The following is a 19,455-nucleotide window of genomic DNA, read 5'->3' on the forward strand; positions in this document are numbered from 1 at the left end:
CGCCGATCACGGCGAGATGTGTCGCGCGTGCGGTACGACAAACAACAAAATGCCGGGAGAGATGCCATGGACTTTTCCTTGCCCCAGGAGCTCGTCGCCTATCTCGCCGAGCTCGATCGTTTCATCGATGCCGAGATCGAGCCTTTGGAGCAGGCCGACGACAACATCCGCTTCTTCGACCATCGCCGCGAATGGGCCCGCACCGATTTCGATAATGGCGGACTGCCGCGGCATGAGTGGGAGGCGCTGCTGCGCCAGGCCAAGGATCGCGCCGACCGAGCCGGCCACCTGCGCTTTGCGATCCCGAAGCGCTATGGCGGCAGGGATGGCTCGAACCTCTGGATGGCCGTGATCCGCGAGCACTTCGCCTCCAAGGGGCTCGGCCTGCACAACGATCTGCAGAACGAGCATTCGATCGTCGGCAATTTTCCTGTCGTCACCATGCTCGACCGCTATGGCAGCGAACGCCAGAAGGAGATGATCGACGGGACGATCACCGGCAAATACCGCATCACGTTCGGCCTGACCGAGCCACATCATGGCTCCGACGCCACGCATATGGAGACCAAGGCGGTGCCGGCGACCCGCGATAACACAAGGGGCTGGCTGATCAATGGCGAGAAGATGTGGACGACCGGTATGCATGTCGCCACGCATTGCGCGCTGTTCGCCCGCACTTCCGGCAATGACGGCGATGCCCGCGGCATCAGCTGTTTCCTGGTGCCGGCGAAGAGCGAGGGCGTGAAGGTCGAGGAATATCTCTGGACCTTCAACATGCCGACCGATCATCCGCGCGTCAGCTTTAACGACGTGTTCGTGCCTGAAGACGCCGTGTTCGGCGAGGTCGGGCGCGGTCTGTCGCTGGCGCAGTGCTTCGTGCATGAGAATCGCATTCGCCAGGCTGCGAGCTCGCTGGGGGCAGCTGTCTACTGCATCAATGAGAGTGTGAACTACGCACGCGAACGGAAACCCTTCGGCAAGGCGCTGGCCGAGAACCAGGCGATCCAATGGCCGCTGGTGGAACTCGCGACGCAGGCGGAAATGCTACGGCTTCTGATCCGCAAGACGGCCTGGCAAATGGATCAGATGACCCAGGCGGAGGTCGAGCACACGCTCTCCGACAAGGTCTCGATGTGTAACTACTGGGCCAACCGGCTCTGCTGCGAGGCCGCGGACCGCGCGATCCAGGTGCATGGCGGTATGGGCTATTCGCGGCACAAGCCGTTCGAGCACATCTACCGCCATCACCGCCGCTACCGTATCACCGAGGGCAGCGAAGAGATCCAGATGCGCAAGGTGGCGGGATTCCTGTTCGGCTATATGGGAGCGGGCAAGCGCGCGTGAGAGCTCGATCGATTCGTTGCGACGTGGCATCAGCAAAAACCGCCGGCCTTGGGCAGGCCGGCGGTCGGATCGCTGCACTTTCGGCGAGATCAGTGATGATCGTCGAAATCGAAGCCGAACCCGAAACCCGCAAAATGCTCGAACCGATTGGTCTGCGGACGCACATAGGTCGGCAGCGTCACGCGATACACCAGCACCAGCGTATCGACATTGGCGCCCGTGGCATCGGCGTAGGCTTGCCCGACCATATGGCCGTCCTGGGTGATGAAGTCGTTGTCGCTGCCGACGAACAGGAAGTAATCGTGCGGCGCCCTGGGATCGCCGACGGGCACCACCGCCATGCTTTCCCACTTTTCGTACAGGTCATTGCTGTCGTTCGGCGCGCCGTTGTGCAGGCCGAAGCGGTTCAGCTGGGTGTTGTCGTTGATATCGAGAAATTTCTGATAGGTTGCGGGCGTGATCGTGCTGAGGAGCGCGCCTTTCGGCGCGACCGGCGTAGTGGGGCTGTCATACGCGGTACCGGCGATGTTGGTCGCTCCGGAAATGTCGAGCAGGTCCACGCTGCGATAGACCGAACCGGCGCTCTTCGCTGTAAAGCCGCCACTGCTGTCGCGGGCGAGCACCAGGAACTGATGATCGTTGAGCGCAAGCAGCTCGCTCTGAGCCGCCGTGAGCAGGGTCGGCGTCGTCGTGGTCTGATCCTGATAATGCGGCAGTTGCACGACATATTCGCCGACCAGCTTGGGCTGGCGGTGGCGCAGGTCATAGGCCAGCAGACGGGTGTTGTTGCGGGTCAGCTTGATGGTCTTCGAGCTGGTCGCATCCAGGTCCTGGATCAGCGCACTCTGCAGCAGGATGAACAGGGTCTTGCGGTCGGGGCTCATGGCCAGACCTTCGAAGCCCTGATTGTTCTGCCGGCCCGAGACTGGATTGCCCTTGTCGTAGGTCGCGCCGATCGGCGGGCTATTGGCGGAGAAGTCCTCGATCAGGTTGCCCGAGCTATCGCGGCGCATCGGGATGAAGGCATCCGGCGGCCGGATCACGTTCAACAGCGCGCCGTGGTGATCATAGTGATAAACGTAGGCGCCGTACTCATCGCTGACCCAGTAGGTGCCGTCGCCGACATGCACCACGGCTTCGTTGTCGAGGCTGATGTTCTTGTTGGAGGCGATCGGCAGATCGGGGAAGATGAGATCCGCCGGCTGCACACCCGCCGGATCGAGGCCCGTAGTCTGCTGGCCACCCCAGCGATGAAACAGGATCGAGCCCTTGTAGTTCAGCTGCAGCTGGTTCTGGCTGGAGGTCGAGCCGGAATAGAGCGGATTGAGCGTGAGCTCGAAGCGATGCAGCCGGCCGCGGAAGTCGACCGTTCCTTGTGTATTCCAGCCGCGGTCCGGCAGCATGTACAAGGTGCCGCCATAGCTGCCGTCGCGATTCTTGTGCCAACTGTCGAGATTCATCGCCATGCCGGAGCCGAAGCCGCCGAGCGTGTCGCCGAACTGATCGATCGCATTCGACGGAACGCGGGCGACGCCGACCAGGCCCTTGTTGACGTAGGTCTGTCCCTGGAAAGTGACGGAGGAATCGGCGCAGGCGGCGCCGGTCATCAGCAGCAGCGCGGTCGCACCGGCTGCGAGAGACGTCCAGGCGTCATGGCGCGAAGCCCTCAGCGAAGAGAGATTTGTGATCATTTATGTCTATCCAATCTTGGGGCGCATAAAATTATGCCGACGAACGAAGCAGAAATGTCTTCTCGTCAGGGGAAGGAAGGAGACGATCGTCGAATTTCAGATGAATCCGAATTTGATGACACTGCGATGACGCGTCGCAGTTTCGCACGCGTGGTCAACAGCAGAGTGCAACGCTTCACTTGCGTCGCGGATCGTGCCGCGATGAGGCGATTGGCACCACAACCGAGGTCCGCGTTATCTCACCGTGGCCGCACAAACTGCGCTGCGATTGGCGCTGGCTTCGCTGGGGCGAGCGTGTCAGCTCGCGCGGGTCGCGCGATCCTTCTCGTTCTGCGCCTTGATCGAATCCTTCGCCTTGGCCCAGTCCTCGTCGGTCCAATCGCGCAGCTGATAGAAATTGCCGCCCATCGCCAGCGCTTGGCCGCCATCCATCGCGATCGTCTCGCCGTTGATCCAGTCGCAGCCGCCGGAGATCAGGAACACCGCGAGGTTCTGCAATTCCTCCATGGTGCCGACCCGGCCCATCGGGTTCATCGCCTTGGTTCGTGCGCCGGCCTCGTCGCCGGGCTTGATGCGCTTGCTCATGCCTTCCGTTGGGATTTCGCCGGGTGCGATCGTGTTCAGCCGAATGCCATAGCGGCCCCATTCGGCCGCAAGCGACATCGTCATGGCGTGGATCGCCGACTTGCTCATCGCCGACGGAACCACATAGGGCGAGCCGTTGCGCACCCAGGTGACCGTGATCGACACGACATTGCCGGGCTGCTTGGCTGCGATCCAGCGTCGGCCGACGGCGTGCGTCACGTAGAAGGTGCCGTGCATGACGATGTTCGCCACGGCATCGAAACCGCGCGGACTGAGGTCCTCGGTGCGCGAGATGAAATTGCCGGCGGCATTGTTGATGAGATCGGTGAGGCCGCCTTCGCGGAAGATGTTCTCGACCATCTCCTCGACGGCTTGGGCGCTTCTGATATCGACGCCGTGGCTGGTGACCTGGCCGCCATGGAGATCCATCAGCTCGGTCGCGGTCTCGTCGCAAACGATTTTCCGCCGCCCGCAAATATGTACTTCAGCGCCGAGCTGCAGGAAGCGCGCGGCCATCGCCTTGCCGAGTCCTGTCCCGCCACCTGTCACCAGAATCCGTCGGCCTGCGAGGAGATTGTCCTGGAACATGTGCTGTACCTCAGAATCCTGTCGTTCATCGGTTGATTGACTAAATCGCTCTGCCGGTTTCCTGTAAAGCCGGAAAGAAGAGGGCCAGGGAGAACCTTTCGATGGAAAGCCGGATAGCAATCGAGATCAAGAACGGGGTTGCCGACGTCCGCCTCGTCAGGGCCGACAAGATGAATGCGCTCGACATGGCGATGTTCGAGGCGCTGGTTAAGGCGACCGAGCGGCTGTCCAAGGAGAAGGGCCTCCGCGCCGTCGTGCTCTCGGGTGAGGGGCGCGCATTCTGTGCGGGTCTCGATATGGGACGCTTTGCGGCGATGAACGACAGCGGCGGCAACGGTATTCCCGGCGGTGGGGCGCGCGATCTGACCATCCGCACCCACGGTCAGGCCAATTTCGCCCAGCAAGCGGTGTGGGGCTGGCGACAGTTGCCGGTGCCGGTGATTGCTGCGGTGCATGGTGTTGCGTTCGGCGGCGGTTTCCAGCTCGCGCTGGGCGCGGACATGCGTTACGCCGCCCCCGATACCAGGATGTCGATCATGGAGATCAAATGGGGCCTAGTGCCCGACATGGCGGGAACTCCAATTCTGGCGACGCTCATGCGCGACGATATCCTGCGCGAGCTGACCTATACGGGACGCGTCTTCTCCGCTCAGGAAGGGCAGTCTTACGGCCTGGTCACCCGCATCTGCGATGATCCGCGCGCCGCTGCCTTGGAGACAGCGTTGGATATCGCCGGCAAGAGCCCCGATGCGATCCGCGCCGCCAAGCGGATGCTGAACAACCTATCTGTCGATCCCGGTCCGGCGCTGCTGGCCGAGTCGGTCGAGCAGCAGAAGCTGATCGGCAGTCCGAACCAGCTCGAGGCCGTGCGTGCCAATATCGAGAAGCGGGCGCCGCGATTTGTCGATGTTTGACGTCTCGCCTCGTCCCGGAGCGGCACCGCCCGCATCTTCATCTTGCGCTGCGGCAAAAAACTTGCAGACTGACGGGTTGCCGGGCAGCTTCTGGGGAGAAGAGCCATGTCGCCGCAGCCGAAGCCTTCCGACATCACGCCTTCCGACGTCCAGCCTTCCGACGCCGACACGAGATCAAATCGCGCTGCTGAGGCGCAGGCGATGGAGGAGGATGTACGGCTCCGGGAGGACATCCGCCTGTTGGGCCGGATCCTCGGCGACACCGTCCGCGACCAGGAAGGCGCCGACGTGTTCGAGCTGGTCGAACGCATCCGGCAGACCTCGGTGCGGTTCCACCGCGATGAGGATCGTTCGGCGCGGCGGGAGCTGGAGCAGATCCTCGACGGCATGACGATCGCGGAGACCGTGCGTATCGTCCGCGCCTTCAGCTATTTCTCGCATCTCGCCAATATCGCCGAGGACCAGAACAATATCCGCCGCATGCGGGCGCGCACGGATGCAAATGGCGGCAGCGGAATGCTGGCCGCGACCCTGTCACATGCCAAAGCGGCCGGCTTCGGCGCCGCCGACCTGCGCAAGTTTTTTGCGACCGCTTTGGTCAGCCCCGTGCTGACCGCGCATCCGACCGAAGTGCGCCGCAGGAGCACGATGGATCGCGAATGGGAGATCGCCGCGCTGCTCGACCGCCGCGAGCGCGTGCAGCTCACGCCGGAAGAGCGCGAGGCAAGCGACGAGGCACTGCGGCGGGCGGTACTGACGTTGTGGCAGACCAACCTGTTGCGCCGGACCAAGCTGACGGTGCTCGACGAGGTCACCAACGGCCTGTCGTTCTACGACTACACCTTCCTCCGCGAGGTGCCGGCGCTGCTGTGCGCGCTGGAGGACCGGCTCAATGACGGCGAGGAGGTCGCTGGCGATCTCGCGTCCTTCTTGCGGATGGGGAGCTGGATCGGCGGCGACCGCGACGGCAATCCTTTCGTGACCGCCGACGTGATGCGAGGCACCTTGAAGCTGCAATCCAGCCTCGTCCTGCATTACTATCTGGAGGAATTGCATCTGCTCGGCGGCGAGCTGTCGATCGCCGCTCATCTGGCGGACATTTCCGACGAGCTGCGCGCGCTGGCCGAGCGCTCGCCGGACACCTCGCCGCATCGCAGCGGCGAGCCCTACAGGCTTGCTGTCTCCGGCATCTATGCGCGGCTGACCGCGACCGCGAAGAAGCTCGGCATTCAGATCAGCCGGCCGCCGGTCGGCGAGGGCGCGCCCTACAAGAGCGTGCGGGAATTGCAGGACGATCTCGATGTCCTGCATCGGTCGCTGATCGCCAACAATGCGGGGGTCATCGCGCGCGGGCGCTTGCGCATGCTGCGTCGCGCGGTGGATTGCTTCGGCTTCCATCTGGCGCGGCTCGATATCCGGCAGAACTCGGCCGTGCACGAGCGGACTGTCGCTGAACTGCTCGACACCGCGATGCCCGGCATGTCCTATCTCGCCCTCGGCGAAGAAGCGCGGATCGCCCTCTTGACTGGCGAGTTGCGTAACGCGCGTCCGCTGGTCTCGCATTTCGTTAAATATAGCGATGAGACGATCGGCGAGTTGGAATTGTTCCGGGCTGCTGCCGAGGCGCACGCGACGTTCGGCGCCGACGCCATCCCCCAATGCATCATCTCGATGTGCAAGGGGATGTCGGACATGCTGGAAGTCGCGCTGCTGTTGAAGGAGGTCGGGCTGATCGACCCGTCGGGGCGCAGCGGCGTCAATATCGTGCCGCTGTTTGAGACGATCGAGGACCTGCAGGCCTCGAGCGGCATCATGGATCGGATGCTGGCCCTGCACGACTATCGGCGGCTGGTCGACAGCCGCGGCGCGGTGCAGGAAGTGATGCTCGGCTATTCCGACAGCAACAAGGATGGCGGCTTCGTCACTTCGGGCTGGGAGCTCTACAAGGCCGAGATCGGCCTCGTTGAGATCTTCGAGCGCCACGGCGTAAGGCTGCGGCTGTTTCATGGTCGCGGCGGGTCGGTCGGTCGCGGCGGTGGTCCGAGTTATGACGCGATCATCGCCCAGCCGGGAGGCGCGGTGAACGGGCAGATCCGGATCACCGAGCAGGGCGAGATCATCTCCAGCAAATATTCCAACGCGGAGGTCGGCCGCAACAATCTGGAAATTCTCGCCGCTGCGACGTTGGAGGCGAGTCTGTTGCATCCGCGGCAGCCGGCGCCGAAGCGGGAGTATCTCACCGCGATGGATCGGTTGTCGGAGCTCGCCTTCAACGCCTATCGCGGCCTGGTCTACGAGACCGACGGCTTCGTCGAATATTTCTGGGCTTCGACCGTCATTAACGAGATCGCGACGCTCAACATCGGCAGCCGGCCGGCCTCACGCAAGAAGACGCGCGCGATCGAGGATCTGCGCGCGATTCCATGGGTGTTCTCCTGGGCGCAGTGCCGGCTGATGCTGCCGGGGTGGTACGGATTCGGCAGCGCGGTGGAAGCCTGGATCGCGGAACATCCGGACCAGGGCATGCCGTTCCTGAAGGAGCTCTATCGCGAATGGCCGTTCTTCCGCATGCTGTTGTCGAACATGGACATGGTGCTGGCGAAGAGCTCGATCGCGATCGCCTCGCGCTATGCCGAACTGGTGCCGGACGAGGCGTTGCGCGAGAAGATCTTCGGCCGCATTCGTCGTGAATACCACCTGGCGATCGAAACGCTGCTCGACATCATGGGGCAGGACCGGCTGTTGCAGGGCAACCCGCTGCTCGAGCGCTCGGTGCGCAACCGTTTTCCCTATCTCGATCCGCTCAACCACGTGCAGGTCGAGCTTTTGAAGGAGCACCGCGCGCAAAATCCGGACGAGCAGATTCTGCGCGGCATTCAGCTGACGATCAATGGCATTTCGGCGGGGCTGAGAAATACGGGCTGAGCTGTTGTCCTGGGCGTTCAACTGCGACTGAAGCGCTTCTTCCTACTCCGCGGTCATGCCCGGGCTTGACCCGGGCTCCACGATCTTCCTACGGCAAGACGTGGATGGCCGGGACGAGCCCGGCCATGACGCTGTGGAGACAGGGCATCGCATCAACAAATATGCTGGCGCTCTGTCACAACCAGGCCAGTTATGGCTTCATCGCACCCTGCACGCTGGTGTAGACCGCATACAGCGATGACGAGCCGCAGATATAAAGTCTGTTTCGCTGCTGGCCGCCGAAACACAGGTTGGCGACGGTTTCCGGGATGTGGATCTTGCCGAGGAGATCGCCGTCTGCCGTGTAGCAGCGCACGCCGTCCTCGTTCGGATCACCCCAACCCACCGAGCACCAGACACGCCCGTCTCTGTCGGTGCGCAGGCCATCGGTAATGCTGGGTTTCGGCATCTCGGCGAAGACCTTGCTGTTCGACAGCTTTCCGGCCGCAAGATCTACATCGAACACGCGGATATGCGACGGGTTGTCCGGCCCGTCGGTGAAGCCGGTGTCGATGATATAGATCTTCTTCTCGTCCGGCGCGAAGGCGAGGCCGTTCGGCTCCACGAAGTCATCGACGACCACTTTGATGTCGCCGGATTTGGGATCGACCCGGTAGACGTTGTGCTTTTCCTGCTCGGGATTGGCTTTGACGCCCTCATAGAATCCGCCGATGCCGTAGACGGGATCGGTGAACCAGATCGAACCATCGGACGCGACCACCACGTCGTTTGGCGAGTTCAGCCTCTTGCCGTTGTATTTGTCGGCGACGATGGTGATCGAGCCGTCGAGCTCGGTCCGGGTGACTCGTCGGCCACTATGTTCGCACGTCAGCAGGCGTCCTTCCCGATCGATGGTGTTGCCGTTCGAGTTCATCGACGGCTGGCGATAGACGCTGACGTGACCGTCATCTTCTGAGAAACGCATGATGCGGTTATTGGGAATGTCACTGAACAGCACATAGCGTCCGGCCGGGAAGTAGACCGGGCCCTCGGCCCAGCGGAAACCGGTTGCGACGCGCTCGACCGCCATCGTGCCTGCGAACGCCGGGAATCCGGCGGGCCCGAATGACGTCTTGGGATGCGCTGACTCCAGATGGGAATCCGGATAGCGGCTCCCTGGGAGCGGGCCCAGGGGCAACGGCGCAGTGGACCTCGTTGGAGTGCCTGTTTGGCCAAACGGCGGTACGGTCTCGCCAGACGCCGCTTGCGTCGTCACCGCCGCCGCGGCGAGCGCCGCCGCGCCCTTCAGGAGTTTGCGTCGGTCAAAGCCATGAGCTTCGACCGGCGAGGCATTGTCAGGACTATGGCGTAGATCTGTCATATGCGTCCTCCCAGGTTTTTGTTGGAAGGACGGCATACGCCATAATCTGGGCACAATGCGGGCAAGTTGTTTGTAAAACAACTTGCGATTGTTGCAGTGCAAGCAGCCGTGCCGCGACGCAAATGGATGCGGACCGTCGGCTCAGATCGGATCCCAGCTGAAGATGTCGGCGGAACGGTCGAGCTTGTAGAACGAGGGCTTCAGAGCCGGCATCGCGTGTTCCGCGACCGTCTGCGGTGTCCAGCCTTCGCCGCGATGGACCGAGCGGATCGGCCGCGACTGGCCCATCAGCACAATCTCGTTCATGCGCACCGCAAACACCTGCCCGGTGACGTCTTTCGCTGCGTCGCTCAGAAGATAAGCGACAACCGGCGCGATCTTTTCCGGTCCCATCTGCTTCATCCGCTCGACGCGTTCCCGCTCGGCTTCGGTTTCGGTCGGGATGGTCCCGATCATGCGGCTCCAGGCAAAGGGCGACACGCAGTTCGAACGCACGTTGAAGCGATGCATATCGAGCGCAATCGACTTGGAGAGGCCGACGATGCCGAGCTTAGCGGCGGCATAATTGGCCTGCCCGTAATTGCCGATCAGGCCGGAGGTCGAGGTGAAGTGGACGAAGGAACCGCTTTCCTGTTCCCGGAACAGACGCGCTGCAGCATGGGCGACGTAGAATGAGCCCAACAGATGCACCTTGATGACGGCCTCGAAGGCCTCGACGCTCATCTTATGGAAGATCATGTCGCGCAGGATGCCGGCATTGTTGACGACGCCGTCGAGCCGCCCGAAGTGATCGGTGGCGGTCTTGACGATCCGGCTCGCCGGAATGGCTTCGGCGACCGACTCGAAGTTCGCAACCGCTGTGCCGCCGCGCTTCTTGATCTCCTCGACCACTTCCTCGGCGGGCGCGGCGCTGGTGCCGGAGCCGTCGGAGGCGACGCCGGGGTCGTTGACGACCACCTTGGCACCTTCGGCTGCGCAGAGCAGGGCGATCTCGCGGCCGATGCCGCGGCCCGCGCCGGTGACGATAATGACTTTGTCCTGAAGTAGTTTGCTCAATGCTGCCTCCTGCTGTCATTCCGGGGCAAGCGAAGCTTGGACCCGGAATCTCGAGATTCCGGTTCGGTCCTGCGGACCGCCCCGGAATGACGAGCCTCGTTATTTCTCGTTCGTAAAAATGATCGTGCCCGACGCAGCGAACATGCCGCCGACGCCGTGACATACCGAGATCTTCGCGTTCGGCACTTGCGCTGGCGCAATGCCGCGCATCTGCCGTACGCTCTCCTGCAGCGCATACATTCCGTACATTCCGGAATGCATGTAGGAGAGGCCGCCGCCGTTGGTGTTGAGCGGGAGCCTGCCGCCGGGCCGCGTATGGCCTGCTGCGATGAAAGGACCTGTCTCTGCATGCGGCATGAAGCCGAGATCGCCGAGCCCGAACAAAGGCAGGTGCGCGAATGCGTCGTAAATCATCAGGTGATCGACGTCTGAATGCGTGATGCCGGCCTCCTTGAAGGCGAGGGGACCCGCGACCTTGAAGGCGCGCGACGAGGTGAAGGTCTCCATCTGGCTCACCATCGGCGTCTCCACGCTCTCGCCGGTGCCGAGAATGTAAACCGGCTTCTGCGGAAAGTCCTTGGCGCGGTCGGCCGATGTCAGGATCAGGGCGCCGCCGCCATCCGTCACCAGACAGCATTGCAGCAGCCGGAACGGATAGGCGATCATGCGCGAGTTGAGCACGTCGTCGACCGTGATCGGCTCCTTCATCATGGCGCGCGGATTTTTCGCCGCCCATTCGCGCTGCACCACGGCGACCATCGCAAGCTGCTCATGCGTGATGCCGTAGGTCTTCATGTAGCGCAGCACTGGAATCGGAAACATGCTGGGCGGGCCGAACACGCCGAACGGCGCCTCGAACTGACCCTGCAGGCTGTCGGCCGCAATCGAACGCGGCGGCTTCCCGATCATCGACTTGCCGCTTTCGGCATGGGTGATCAGCACCGTCTTGCAAAGGCCCGCTTCGATCGCAGCGGCCGCATGGCGCACATGCAGCATGAACGAGCAGCCACCGACTGAAGTCCCGTCGACCCAGGTCGGCGTGATGCCGAGATAGTGGCAGACCTGCTGCGGCGTCTCGACCGCGGTGGCGAAGCCGTCGATATCGGAGAGTTTCAAGCCGGCGTCGGCCATCGCGTTCAGCGCCGCATCCGCATGCAGCTGGAGCTGCGACATGTCGGGGATCACGCCGAGCTTGGTGGTCTCGGCCGCACCGACCACGGCGACCTGATTTCTGCGCATGCGCTCTATCCCTTCGCCGGCTGGAACAAGGGCAGGGTGATATGGTCATCCAGTTTTTCGAAGGTGACTTCCAGCTTCATGTCGAGCTCGAGCGCCTCCGGCGTCTGCGGGCAGCCCGTGATGTTGCTCATCATCCGCGGGCCCTCATCGAGCGCGACAACCGCGATGGCATAGGGCGGCGTGAAGCCGGGCGCCGCGGGGCGGTGATTGATGACGTAGCTATAGAGCGTGCCCTTGCCGGATGCCTTGAACACACTCACCTTGCGGCTGGCGCAGGACGGGCAGAACGGACGCGGTGGGAAATAGACATGCGCGCAAGAGTCGCAGCGCTGCAGCCGTAGCTCGCCGGCTCGCGTTCCATCCCAAAAATGCTGCGTCTCGGGTGTCGGTTTGGGGCGTGCACGCGCTGCCTCGGCCATTGCTGTTGTCCTCCCGGAAGGCGGGCGCGGCCGCCCCTGATTTGCAGAAGTGATGCGCCATTTGACTATTTGGCGTCAACGGTCCATCACTGCCTGCATGCCGGTCGACGGCATGCGCATAAGCAAGGGGCGACATGGCGCGCTTGTCATCTGACGAGGGCGCGGTCAATTGCCGCCATACGAAAAAAGACGAAAAAAGACCCAGGGAGGAACGGATGTTCAGGCTGACGGGTGCGGTCATGGCCGCGGCTTTGGCGTTTGGTGGCGCGGCCTTCGCTGCGGATGCTCCCGCCGAAATCAAGATCGGCACCCTCTATGCTTCCTCCGGCCGCTATGCCTCGATCTCGATGCCCGTGCACAGCGCGCTGAAGCTCTGGACGGACCAGAAGAACGCCGAGGGCGGCGTCTATGTGAAGGCGTTCGACAAGAAGATCCCGGTCAAGCTGGTTGCCTATGACGATCAGAGCAATACGGCCACGGCCTCCACGCTGTACAATCAGCTCGTCACCCAGGATAAGGTCGACCTTCTGGTCGCCGATTCCGGCTCGGTTCTGACTGCGCCTGCGGTGACGATCGCCCGCGATCACAAGATGTTCCTGTTCGACCAGACCGGCACGGGGGCGAGCTTCTTCTCCAAGGACAATCCCTACATCGCGCTGATCGCCGATCCGGTCTCGACCGTCTGGCCGAAGCCGGTCGCCGATTTCATCACCCATGATGGGCCGGGCCTCGGCATCAAGAAGATCGCGATCCTCTATGCGACCAATGAGTTCACGGGGACGCAGGCCAACGCCTTCCGCAAGTTCGTCAAGGAGTCGGGGGCGCCGATCGAGATCGTCTATGACCAGGGCGTGCCGACCGAGACCACCAACTACACGGTGATCATCAACAACATCAACAATGCCAATCCGGATGCCGTGATCCATTTCGGCTACGCGCCGAACGACATCGCCTTCCTGCGCAACGTTCAGGATGTCGGCGTCAAGTTCAATATGCTGTTTGCGATCTATGCCGGATTGGAAACCGAGCTCCTGGAGAAGAACATCGGCGCCAAGGGGCTCGAACACATCTGGACCTATGTGCCGCCGTCCGAGATCGACTATCCCGTCAATTTCGGGATGCCCATGAAGGACTACAAGGCGGCCTGGGACAAGAAATATACCGACGGCAAGATCGAGTTCGGATTCAACGCAGTCGCGGGCTACACCACAGGCCTCGTGATCGAGAAGACGCTCTCGGTTGCGACCTCGCTCGACCAGATGGAGCTGCGGCGCGCGGTGTTCTCGCTCTCCGGCCAGCTGAAGACGCTCGACGGCACCTTCGCGCTCGACGAGATGGGCGGCCAGATCGGCGAGTTGACGCCGCTCGGCCAGCTCACGCTGGATGACCACGGCCATATCAAGTTCGTGTCGATCTATCCGCACGAAACCGCCACCGGCAAGCCGGTCTATCCGGCGCCGTAGTGTTGCAACAGCGAGGGGAGGAACTCCGGGGGCAGGGCTGGAGATGCTGAGTTACGCGCTGATTGCCGGCGTTCTGTTCGGCCTCTATTTCAGCCTGGTCGGTATCGGCCTCAATCTGGTGTTCGGCGTCATGCGCATCGTCAATCTCGCGCATGGCGATACCATCATGCTGGGTGCGTTCATCGCGCTCGGCGTGGTGACGCTGGCCGGCATCGATCCCCTGTTCGCGGTGCCGCTCGCTTTTGTCGTGTTCCTGCTCGCCGGCGTCTTGCTGTATTGGGTTCTGGTGCCGCGGCTGCAGGGCTCGTCCAACCCCGAGATGTTGTCGATCATCCTGTTCTTCGGCCTGTCCCAGGTGATCGAGGCCGTCACCACGATCTTCGCCGGCACCAGCGAACGGTCGATCCAGAGCCGGCTGCTCGGTACCGTCTTCACCACGATCAAGGTCAAATGGTTCGGCGGCACGCCGGGCCGCGGGGGGCCGATCCAGATTCTCGGCCAAGGTTTTCCGGCGCCATGGGTGATCGCTGCCGTCACCAGCCTGATCGCGATCGCTCTCGTCTATCTCTATCTCTACCGGACCCGGCTCGGCACCTTGACCCGCGCGGTGATGTCGCGGCGCGATGAGGCTTTCGCGACTGGGATCGACGTCGATCGTGTGTCGGCTGTCGCTTTCGGCATCGGGCTCGGGCTCGCCGCCATTTCTGGCGTGTTCGCGCCGTTCATGTTCGGCTCGATCACACCGGCCTTCGGTGCCGATGCGACCGTGACATCCTTTGCCATCGTCGTGCTGGGTTCGCTCGGCAATCCGCTGGGCACCGCGCTCGGCGGCATCGTCTATGGCGTCTGCTACATGCTGGTGCAGACCTATTTGAGCTCATGGGCCGACCTGCTGCCCTATGTGCTCCTGATCCTCATTCTTCTGTTGCGTCCGAGCGGCCTGCTCGGAAGGCGGGTGCGCGTTGCATAACGGCTTCAAGCACACCTTGATCATCCTGGTGCCGCTGCTGATCGTGTTCGCGGCTCTGCCCGGCGTGTATCAGAATCACCTTCTGCTGTTCAACTTTGTGATCTTCCTGATCCTCGCGCAGGGCGTGAACATCATCTACGGGTTCACCGGCTATCTGCCGTTCGGTTATGTCGGCTTCTTCGGCGCTGGCGCCTATGGCTTCGCGGTCATGGTGATGCATTTCCAGACTCCTGCGGTGGCGGCCGTGCTGGTCGCAGGTCTCGTTGGCATAGCGCTCGGGCTGCTGCTGACGCCGCTGCTGCGGCTCACGGGCGCCTATTTTGCGATCGCCAATCTGGCAGCCTCGCTCGCCGTGCTTCACCTCGTCGCCAATCCGGCGCTGGAAAACATCACCAAGGGGCCGTACGGCGTCTCGCTGACCGGCACCTTCAATCCGTCATTTGCCTACGATGCCGCACTGGTGGTGTTGGCGATCACACTGGGCGGTGTCATCTATCTGCGCAATTCGAGCTTCGGCCTCGCGCTGCAGGCGGTGCGCGAGGATGCCGTCAGCGCCGCCATGGCCGGCGTGGACGTCGTGAAGATGCGCGTCATCGCCTGGCTGGCGTCGGCGCTGGTCGCCGGTCTCGCCGGTGGCGTGTACGCCTGGTATGTCTCGGTGTTCTATCCCGACAACGTGTTCTCCGGCGAGTTCTCGATCTTCGCCATTGTGTTCGCGCTGTTCGGCGGCGTGGCCACGATCCTGGGGCCCATCGTCGGCGTGATCATCCTCTATGGCATCTACAACCTGATCGGCTTCACCACGCCGCAATATTTCCAGCTCGTCTACGGCCTCTTGATCATGGGGCTGGTGCTGTTCCTGCCGGCCGGCCTCATGTCGCTGGCGACAAGGAGAGGCTGGCATGTCCCTTGAGACCACGCCGATCCTCGACGTCAACAGGCTGGTGAAGCGCTTTGGCGGCTTCACGGCGCTCGATGGTCTGAGCTTTCACGTTGTGCCCGGCGAAATCCTGGGGCTCGTCGGGCCAAACGGCTCGGGGAAGACCACCGCGATCAACGTGATTTCCGGGCTTTATTCGCCCGATGGCGGCGGCGTCATCTTCGAGGGACGCGCGGTCGGTGGCGTCGCCTCGCATAGGCTGGTTCATCGCGGCATCAACCGCACCTTCCAGGTGCCGAAGCCCTTCATGTCGCTCTCGGTGCGCGAGAATGTCGAGGTTGCGCTAGCTTATGGCCGGGCCGATGGCGTGCCGCCCGCGATCGATGCGCTGCTTGAGGAATACCGGCTGGCGGATGTCGCCGGGCGGCCCGCCGCCGATCTCAACAGCGCGCAGCAGAAGATGCTGGATCTCACCCGCGCGCTCGCCACCGCGCCGCGCCTGCTGCTGCTCGACGAACTCGCGGCCGGCCTCAACCCGGCCGAGCTCGACTGGATCGCAGACCGCATCAAGGCCCTCGCGGCAAAGGGGATGGCGATCATCGTGGTCGAGCATCTGATGGGCTTCATCGAGCACATCACCGACCGCATCATCGTGATGAATGCCGGCAAGGAGATCTTCGAAGGCAAGCTCGCCGCGGCGGTGAAGGAGCCGCAGGTGATCGAGGTGTTCCTGGGAGGCGAGCATGCCGCCTGACGCGACGGCGCTGTTGCACGCAGCCGGCGTCGATGCCGGCTATGGCACCATGCAGGTGCTGTGGAGCGTCGATCTGGACGTGCGCGCCGGCGAGACCGTGCTGCTGCTGGGAGCCAATGGCGCGGGCAAGACCACGTTCCTGAAATCGCTGGTCGGCCTGATCGAGACGCGCCATGGCAGCATCCGGCTTGGTGGCGACGATATCACGCGCATGCGTTCCAGCGACCGCATGCGCCGCGGCATGACCTACATGTCGGAGCTTGCGGTGTTCCCGGATCTCTCGGTCGAGGAGAATATCCGCATCGGCGCGCAGGCGCTCGGTCACCGCGATGCCGATGTGGACGATCTGTATGCGCTGTTCCCGGTTTTGCGCGACAAGCGCAAGGATCCCGCATCGAGCCTGTCGGGCGGCCAGCGCAAGATGCTCGGCATGGCCAAGGCGCTCGCGGCAGACCCGAAGCTGTTGGTGCTGGACGAGCCGTCCGCCGGCCTGTCGCCGCTGTTCGTCAAGGAGGTGATCCGGATCCTGAAAGGTCTGCAGAGCCGCGGCATCGCGCTCCTGGTGGCCGAGCAGAACATCGGCTTCCTGGAGGTCGCGACCCGCGTGTTCGTGCTGGAGGGCGGACGAATCCGCTTTTCCGGCACCGTGGCGGAGATGACCGACAACGAGGCGCTGCGGCGGGCCTATTTCGGGCTGAAGTGATCCGGGCCTATCGGTGGTGGCCGCGCGGGGCAGGCCCGTCTCGCCGGCAATTGTCGTGGCAGCGCTGGTCAGCTATGAGCTGTCTCACCCCCTGAGATTGCGGCTCCGGTCGCAGATGGAGCGATGAGGCATCATGAGCGCAGCACGTCCGACCCTTGGTTCCTTGGCTGACGATCTCGCAAGCGGCCGGACCACATCGCGAAAGCTGGTCGAGGACTGCCTGACGCGGATCGCTGATCCAAACGGGGAAGGGCAGCGCACCTTCATTCACGTCGACAAGGATGCGGCACTGGCGGCCGCCGATGCCATGGATGGTCTGCGCAAGGCCAATGCGGCGCTGTCGCACTTTGCCGGCATTCCGGTCTCGGTCAAGGACCTGTTCGACATCAAGGGGCAAGTGACCCGTGCCGGCTCGCGCGCGCTGGAGGATTCCGCGCCGGCGGACGCCGACGCGCCGGTCGTGGCGCGGCTGCGCCGGGCCGGCTTTGTGGTGATCGGCCGCACCAACATGACCGAGTTCGCCTATTCCGGCATCGGCATCAATCCGCATTACGGCACGCCAAAGAGCGCCTGGAAGCGCGAGGTCGGCTATGTGCCGGGCGGTTCGTCGTCCGGCGCCGCGGTCTCGATCGCCGACCGCATGGCCTATGGCGCGCTCGGCACCGACACCGGCGGCTCCTGCCGGATTCCGGCGGCCTTCAACGGCATCGTCGGCTACAAGCCGACCCAGCGCCGCGTGCCGCTGGAAGGCGGCGTGCCGCTGTCGACCACGCTCGACAGTTTCGGGCCGCTCGCCAACACCGTCGAATGCTGCGCGATCCTCGATGCCGTGCTGGCCGATGAGCCGATCAAGCCGCTGCAGCCGCGCGCCGTCAAAGGCCTGCGGCTCGCAGTGCCCACCACCGTTGTACTCGATCAGCTCGATGCGGAGGTGGCGCAGACCTTTGATCGCGCACTGGAGACGCTGTCGAAGCTTGGCGCGCTGGTCGAGCGCATCGAATTTCCGGAGTTCCTCGATGTCGGCATCATCGGCATGAAGGGCGGCTTTGCCGCCGCCGAGAGCTATGCCTGGCACCGCTTCCTGATCACCAGCAAGGGCGACGTCTATGATCCGCGTGTTGCGGTCCGCATCATGCGCGGCGAGGCGATCACCGTGCCGGAATATATCGAGATCCATGCCGGCCGCCGTTCGCTGGTCGCCCGCGCCGCCGCGCGCATCGCGCCTTACGATGCACTGGTGATGCCGACCACGGCCAATGCGCCGTCCAGGATCGTCGATCTCGATGACGACGAAGCGTTTGGCCGCGAGAATATCCGCGCGCTTCGCAACTGCACCATGATCAACATGATGGACGGCTGCGCCATCTCGCTGCCGGCCCATCGCGCCGGCGAGGTACCGGTCGGCCTGATGCTGGCGCAGTCCGGAGGCCAAGACCGCAAGCTGTTCGAGATCGCGGCCGGAATCGAGGGCGTGATCCGGGGGTAGGGCAGGTCAGACGGGAACTCTCGGTCCTCCGTGAGTTCGAGCGAAGCGACGCAATCGAGTCTTGGAAAACCGGATCGCTTCGTCGCGGAGCCTGCCCTCGGGCTCGCCAAAGGCGAGACCCGGGGGCTCCTCGTGATGACGAACAGCCCGCTGCCTCCAACTGAAGCTCACATTTCGCGGAAATCGGGTGGCGAACTGCGTGCTTTTGTAGCACCGTCGTCAGTCCGGGATGCGCGCTCTTGCGTGCAGGCCCGGAATCCATAACCACCATCGTGAGTATGGATTCCGGGCTCGCGCTACGCGCGCCCCGGAATGACAAACTTGGATTCTCGGAATGGCCAATCTCAAGCCAGCAGCTTTTCGCGCCGCCACTCCTGCCTCGCGGGTCGATGCGATCGACTGGGCGCAGGTCGAGCGTGACCTCGACGCGCAGGGCTGCGCGATCCTGGAGGGTCTGCTTTCGCCGGATCAATGCCGTGCGCTGGCCGCGCTCTATCCTGGTGATGCGCATTTCCGCAGCCGGGTCGTGATGGCGCGGCACGGATTCGGGCGCGGTGAATACAAGTATTTTTCTTATCCTTTGCCCGAACCGATCGCGCAGCTGCGCCCGCAGCTTTATGCCCGTCTCGTCGGGGTCGCCAATCGCTGGAACCAGACCATGGGCATCGACATCAGCTATCCCGAGGGCCATGACGCGTTTCTGCAGCGCTGCCAGGCGGCCGGGCAGGCGCGGCCGACGCCACTGTTGTTGCAGTATGAGGAAGGCGACTACAACTGCCTGCATCAGGACCTCTATGGCGAACACGTGTTTCCGATCCAGGTTGCGATCCTGCTGTCGGAGCCGGGGCGCGATTTCGAGGGCGGCGAGTTCGTCCTGACCGAGCAGCGCCCGCGCATGCAGTCGCGCGCCGAGGTGGTGCCGCTCCGCCGCGGCGATGCGGTGGCCTTCGCGGTGCATGTCCGCCCGGTGCAGGGCACCCGCGGCAGCTACCGCGTCAATATGCGCCACGGCGTGAGCCGGCTCCGGTCCGGTCGTCGCCACACGCTGGGTGTGATTTTCCATGATGCAAAGTGACCT

16 protein-coding genes are annotated in these 19,455 nt (G+C 63.3%); 10 read left to right on the forward strand and 6 right to left on the reverse strand.

Translation table 11 applies throughout. From position 1 onward, the window contains the following. Positions 1-66: 66 nt before the first annotated feature. Complete coding sequence (locus tag ACQR1W_RS19070; RefSeq protein ID WP_434852231.1) at positions 67-1,344, forward strand: acyl-CoA dehydrogenase family protein; 1,278 nt, start codon at positions 67-69, stop codon at positions 1,342-1,344. An 89-nt stretch (positions 1,345-1,433) separates the two neighbouring features. Here ACQR1W_RS19070 and ACQR1W_RS19075 read toward each other — a convergent pair whose 3' ends face one another. Both ACQR1W_RS19075 and ACQR1W_RS19080 read right to left on the reverse strand, forming a co-directional pair. Then, a complete protein-coding gene (locus ACQR1W_RS19075; protein WP_434852232.1) occupies positions 1,434-3,035 on the reverse strand; it encodes an esterase-like activity of phytase family protein in 1,602 nt (533 codons plus the stop codon). Positions 3,036-3,332: 297 nt separating this feature from the next. After that, a complete protein-coding gene (locus ACQR1W_RS19080; protein WP_434852233.1) occupies positions 3,333-4,208 on the reverse strand; it encodes an SDR family oxidoreductase in 876 nt (291 codons plus the stop codon). Positions 4,209-4,309: 101 nt separating this feature from the next. Between ACQR1W_RS19080 and ACQR1W_RS19085 the strand changes: the two genes are divergently transcribed. Continuing rightward, entirely contained in the window at positions 4,310-5,122 is an 813-nt protein-coding gene (locus ACQR1W_RS19085; RefSeq protein WP_434852234.1) for a crotonase/enoyl-CoA hydratase family protein, read from the forward strand. 105 nt (positions 5,123-5,227) lie between these two features. Then, on the forward strand, positions 5,228-8,047 hold the full coding sequence (gene ppc / locus ACQR1W_RS19090) for a phosphoenolpyruvate carboxylase (protein ID WP_434852235.1): 2,820 nt from the start codon (positions 5,228-5,230) through the stop codon (positions 8,045-8,047). Positions 8,048-8,237: 190 nt separating this feature from the next. On the opposite strand, the gene ACQR1W_RS19095 is transcribed toward ppc, so the two are convergent. The 4 genes from ACQR1W_RS19095 to ACQR1W_RS19110 form a co-directional block, all read right to left on the reverse strand. Continuing rightward, a complete protein-coding gene (locus ACQR1W_RS19095) occupies positions 8,238-9,407 on the reverse strand; it encodes an SMP-30/gluconolactonase/LRE family protein (RefSeq protein WP_008969084.1) in 1,170 nt (389 codons plus the stop codon). A gap of 141 nt (positions 9,408-9,548) precedes the next feature. Continuing rightward, positions 9,549-10,463 carry an SDR family oxidoreductase gene (locus ACQR1W_RS19100; protein WP_434852236.1) on the reverse strand — a complete coding sequence of 305 codons (915 nt, stop codon included), beginning with the start codon at positions 10,461-10,463 and terminating at the stop codon, positions 9,549-9,551. Positions 10,464-10,562: 99 nt separating this feature from the next. Then, positions 10,563-11,702 carry a thiolase C-terminal domain-containing protein gene (locus ACQR1W_RS19105; protein ID WP_434852237.1) on the reverse strand — a complete coding sequence of 380 codons (1,140 nt, stop codon included), beginning with the start codon at positions 11,700-11,702 and terminating at the stop codon, positions 10,563-10,565. 5 nt (positions 11,703-11,707) lie between these two features. Next, the gene (locus ACQR1W_RS19110; RefSeq protein ID WP_434852238.1) at positions 11,708-12,121 is read right to left on the reverse strand and encodes a Zn-ribbon domain-containing OB-fold protein; all 414 of its coding nucleotides are present in this window, start codon (positions 12,119-12,121) and stop codon (positions 11,708-11,710) included. Positions 12,122-12,336: 215 nt separating this feature from the next. Between ACQR1W_RS19110 and ACQR1W_RS19115 the strand changes: the two genes are divergently transcribed. From ACQR1W_RS19115 to ACQR1W_RS19145, 7 genes are all read left to right on the forward strand, one after another. Further along, a complete protein-coding gene (locus ACQR1W_RS19115) occupies positions 12,337-13,584 on the forward strand; it encodes an ABC transporter substrate-binding protein (protein ID WP_434852239.1) in 1,248 nt (415 codons plus the stop codon). 43 nt (positions 13,585-13,627) lie between these two features. Then, positions 13,628-14,554, forward strand: a complete 927-nt coding sequence (locus ACQR1W_RS19120; RefSeq protein ID WP_008969079.1) for a branched-chain amino acid ABC transporter permease — start codon at positions 13,628-13,630, stop codon at positions 14,552-14,554. Then, positions 14,547-15,467, forward strand: coding sequence for a branched-chain amino acid ABC transporter permease (locus ACQR1W_RS19125; protein WP_008969078.1), 921 nt, complete (start codon positions 14,547-14,549; stop codon positions 15,465-15,467). The genes ACQR1W_RS19120 and ACQR1W_RS19125 overlap by 8 nt, the downstream gene beginning before the upstream one ends. Further along, positions 15,457-16,188, forward strand: a complete 732-nt coding sequence (locus ACQR1W_RS19130; RefSeq protein ID WP_434852240.1) for an ABC transporter ATP-binding protein — start codon at positions 15,457-15,459, stop codon at positions 16,186-16,188. Before ACQR1W_RS19125 ends, ACQR1W_RS19130 begins: the two co-directional genes overlap by 11 nt. After that, entirely contained in the window at positions 16,178-16,891 is a 714-nt protein-coding gene (locus ACQR1W_RS19135) for an ABC transporter ATP-binding protein (protein WP_434852241.1), read from the forward strand. Before ACQR1W_RS19130 ends, ACQR1W_RS19135 begins: the two co-directional genes overlap by 11 nt. A 133-nt stretch (positions 16,892-17,024) precedes the next feature. Next, positions 17,025-18,377: an amidase gene (locus ACQR1W_RS19140; protein ID WP_434852242.1), complete on the forward strand. Its 1,353-nt coding sequence runs from the start codon at positions 17,025-17,027 to the stop codon at positions 18,375-18,377. A gap of 334 nt (positions 18,378-18,711) precedes the next feature. Continuing rightward, positions 18,712-19,452: a 2OG-Fe(II) oxygenase gene (locus ACQR1W_RS19145; protein WP_434852243.1), complete on the forward strand. Its 741-nt coding sequence runs from the start codon at positions 18,712-18,714 to the stop codon at positions 19,450-19,452. The last annotated feature ends 3 nt before the right edge of the window (positions 19,453-19,455 follow it).

The sequence above is a fragment of the Bradyrhizobium sp. HKCCYLS1011 genome (assembly GCF_051167795.1).
Lineage (GTDB): Bacteria > Pseudomonadota > Alphaproteobacteria > Rhizobiales > Xanthobacteraceae > Bradyrhizobium.

Excerpts from the sequence above, each read along its gene's own strand:
- ACQR1W_RS19105 (WP_434852237.1), bottom strand. The coding sequence starts at position 11,702 with ATGCGCAGAAATCAGGTCGCCGTGGTCGGTGCGGCCGAGACCACCAAG.
- ACQR1W_RS19120 (WP_008969079.1), top strand. The coding sequence starts at position 13,628 with ATGCTGAGTTACGCGCTGATTGCCGGCGTTCTGTTCGGCCTCTATTTC.
- ACQR1W_RS19145 (WP_434852243.1), top strand. The coding sequence starts at position 18,712 with ATGGCCAATCTCAAGCCAGCAGCTTTTCGCGCCGCCACTCCTGCCTCG.
- ACQR1W_RS19080 (WP_434852233.1), bottom strand. The coding sequence starts at position 4,208 with ATGTTCCAGGACAATCTCCTCGCAGGCCGACGGATTCTGGTGACAGGT.
- ACQR1W_RS19135 (WP_434852241.1), top strand. The coding sequence starts at position 16,178 with ATGCCGCCTGACGCGACGGCGCTGTTGCACGCAGCCGGCGTCGATGCC.
- ACQR1W_RS19110 (WP_434852238.1), bottom strand. The coding sequence starts at position 12,121 with ATGGCCGAGGCAGCGCGTGCACGCCCCAAACCGACACCCGAGACGCAG.
- ppc (WP_434852235.1), top strand. The coding sequence starts at position 5,228 with ATGTCGCCGCAGCCGAAGCCTTCCGACATCACGCCTTCCGACGTCCAG.
- ACQR1W_RS19115 (WP_434852239.1), top strand. The coding sequence starts at position 12,337 with ATGTTCAGGCTGACGGGTGCGGTCATGGCCGCGGCTTTGGCGTTTGGT.
- ACQR1W_RS19070 (WP_434852231.1), top strand. The coding sequence starts at position 67 with ATGGACTTTTCCTTGCCCCAGGAGCTCGTCGCCTATCTCGCCGAGCTC.
- ACQR1W_RS19140 (WP_434852242.1), top strand. The coding sequence starts at position 17,025 with ATGAGCGCAGCACGTCCGACCCTTGGTTCCTTGGCTGACGATCTCGCA.
- ACQR1W_RS19075 (WP_434852232.1), bottom strand. The coding sequence starts at position 3,035 with ATGATCACAAATCTCTCTTCGCTGAGGGCTTCGCGCCATGACGCCTGG.
- ACQR1W_RS19130 (WP_434852240.1), top strand. The coding sequence starts at position 15,457 with ATGTCCCTTGAGACCACGCCGATCCTCGACGTCAACAGGCTGGTGAAG.
- ACQR1W_RS19095 (WP_008969084.1), bottom strand. The coding sequence starts at position 9,407 with ATGACAGATCTACGCCATAGTCCTGACAATGCCTCGCCGGTCGAAGCT.
- ACQR1W_RS19085 (WP_434852234.1), top strand. The coding sequence starts at position 4,310 with ATGGAAAGCCGGATAGCAATCGAGATCAAGAACGGGGTTGCCGACGTC.